Here is a 2574-nt window from a genome sequence, read left to right as displayed (position 1 = left end):
TATAAATGTCAACGCTAGGATGTACATTTTCGCTCGTTTTAGGATGTGCATTTTTGATACTTGTATACTTATACCCACCCCCAGCCTAGTTAGGATGGGGGAAAGTGTCATTAAAAATAATTGTTTCCTGTACGAGCTTCTAACTGATTATTTTCTTCTCTTAGAGCGTTAATTTCATTCTTAAGTTCATTTATTTCCTCTAATAATCTTTCAATCTTAGTTTGATCATCGATTCCTTTTTCATATGTTGTGCCTTTCCATCTACACCAATCATTGAAATCATAAAGATCATCTTCGGAAAAGTCTTCACCTGAATTTTTTCTAGATGGGTTACTGTTAAGCCAATCCTCAACCATTTTGTCATTATCTTCACATTTTACCCCATATGATCGAAAGAATTTTATTGCTTCTGATACCATCACACTCATATTATTTATCTCCTTGAATTGAGTTTTCTTTATTAAAATGATCCTTCAATCGATATGAATCTCCAATAATGCTAACCACTGTGGCATGGTGAAGCACACGGTCTAAAATAGCGTTAGCTATCTTAGGATCCTGAAATATTTCACCCCATGTTTTGAAGCTGGCATTGGTAGTCAAAATAGTACTTTTCTGTTCATATCTCAAATCGATCAGCTGAAAAAATAGCTTGGCATCTTCTGCGTCAATCGGCAGGTAGCCGATTTCATCAATGATCAGTAGCTTGTATTTCGCATAATGTTTAAGCCTATTTTCTAAACGATTTTCAAGTTTTGCCTTTTTTAAATTTAGAATTAAATCGTTACACTTAATAAAATATGTGCTCGTTCTTTTCTTGGCAGCTGCGATTCCAATACTGGTTGCTAAATGTGTCTTTCCAACCCCACTCGTTCCTAAAAAAACGATGTTTTCTTTCTGCTCAATAAATCGTAAGGTAGTAAAGTCTAAGATTTGTTGTTTATTAATCGATGGTTGAAAGTCAAAATCAAAGTCTTTTATTTCCTTCAAATGCGGGAATGCACCGACTTTTACCATTGACCTCACCATATTTACTTCTTTCATGTCGATTTCATAATCCGTCAGTTTGATTAATGTGTCTGTAAACGACAATTCGTTTTTGGTCATAAAATCAATGGTCTCATCAAGATGCAGGGCCATTTGTTTTAACTTTAAATATTCTAGGTTTTGTACAAGTTTGTTATAGCTGCTATTCATTTTTATACACCTCATTAATTGCCTCTAAATTTTTCATTGCCAGTTCTTCTATATCGGTAGAGGAGGGTAAGCCTCTCGCTAATGTATCAACGTAATGCTCCGGCTTGTAATTGATTCTTGACTGGCGAATAGGATGTTGGACAATTAAATCCGTGTTATAATAAACAAAGATATGGTTGTCATATACTTGTAAACGAACCGTTTTTCCAATGTATCCAGGTGGGACTGAATACTGATTGGATTTGTAAGGAACCATATTAGACGGATTTACTTTTACAGGTGTATGATCAATTCTATAGGAATCTCTTATTCGTTCATGTGGTAATGGGGATAAGAGATTTCTTTCTTTATTTAGTGCCAGTATTGGGATTTTCCCTGTTCCTTGATGATAGCTATTGTTAATACGATCACATAGCTTTTGGACAAACTGATGAAGTTCTTCGTAATCAAACTTTCCTTGATAAGCGTGAATTTCGTCGAGTAATTTCATCGGACTCTCTACTTTACCTTTTGTCCTAGGTCTCCCAGCTATACAGGGCTTTACTTCAAATCCCATATCCTTAGAAAATTGAAAAAACTTCTCATTTACTTTTCCTTTTTGATATTCCGTTCGGGGATTGTCCATAATCGTTTTCATGTTGTCGGTCAGAATGGTTTTAGGAACTCCTCCAAATGCCTCAAAACTTTCCGTAAGGAATGACAATAATATACTTTGAGACTTAGAGATTGAAAGGTTGTATGTACGAAATCTTGAATAGGAAAGTAATAACACATATACATTCACATAAAGGATTTCCCCGTCTTTTGTAATATAGCGAATATTTTCTTTCCAATCTAATTGCGCTTGTTCTGCTGGTGATGTTTCAAAACGGATCACTTCACTAACTGAACTCCTACGCTTCTCTGATTCAAAATAACTTTGAAATTCTGGTTTACTCGATATGTATCCTCTAAAAGTTGATTGTCCACAATCTAATCCATGATTATCTTTCAAGTATTGCCACAGTACTCTTTTGTAATAAAACTTTTGAATGGATTCATCTGACAGAAGCATCTTTATGGTTTCGTAGTGTTCATCTATTTTAGATGACCGATTCCTTGTATTCTTCGGCATATAACCCTGTAGATATTTATCAACTGTCCTCCGATCCACACCCATATTCCGGGCCAATTTACTCTTATTGATTTTCATCTTTAAACTCTCCATTAATATTTTAAATTTAGGTAAGTCTGCTAAACTCTTAATTTCAATATCTGTATTAACATTGATTTGAATATGCATAATATTCTTTCACCTCAAAAATATTATGCATTAACTCATCAAAGCTGTACATCGTTAAACGATCATTTCTGTACATCCTTAAGTTAGCATTTATA

General features: G+C 34.3%; 3 protein-coding genes. All 3 read right to left on the bottom strand.

The features are described from left to right. Positions 1-110: 110 nt before the first annotated feature. From L634_RS0128350 to istA, 3 genes are read right to left on the bottom strand one after another with little or no spacing between them, the layout of a single operon-like run. A complete protein-coding gene (locus L634_RS0128350) occupies positions 111-428 on the bottom strand; it encodes a hypothetical protein (RefSeq protein ID WP_026585289.1) in 318 nt (105 codons plus the stop codon). Position 429: 1 nt separating this feature from the next. Then, positions 430-1197 (bottom strand): IS21-like element helper ATPase IstB, encoded by a 768-nt coding sequence (gene istB, locus L634_RS0128345; RefSeq protein ID WP_026585288.1) that lies wholly within the window; start codon positions 1195-1197, stop codon positions 430-432. Then, a complete protein-coding gene (istA, locus tag L634_RS0128340; RefSeq protein ID WP_026585287.1) occupies positions 1190-2479 on the bottom strand; it encodes an IS21 family transposase in 1290 nt (429 codons plus the stop codon). Before istA ends, istB begins: the two co-directional genes overlap by 8 nt. Positions 2480-2574: the final 95 nt, after the last annotated feature.

This window comes from Bacillus sp. J33 (assembly GCF_000518885.1).
Classification (GTDB): Bacteria; Bacillota; Bacilli; order Bacillales; family Cytobacillaceae; genus Cytobacillus.
This window is presented reverse-complemented; position numbering and strand designations above follow the sequence as displayed.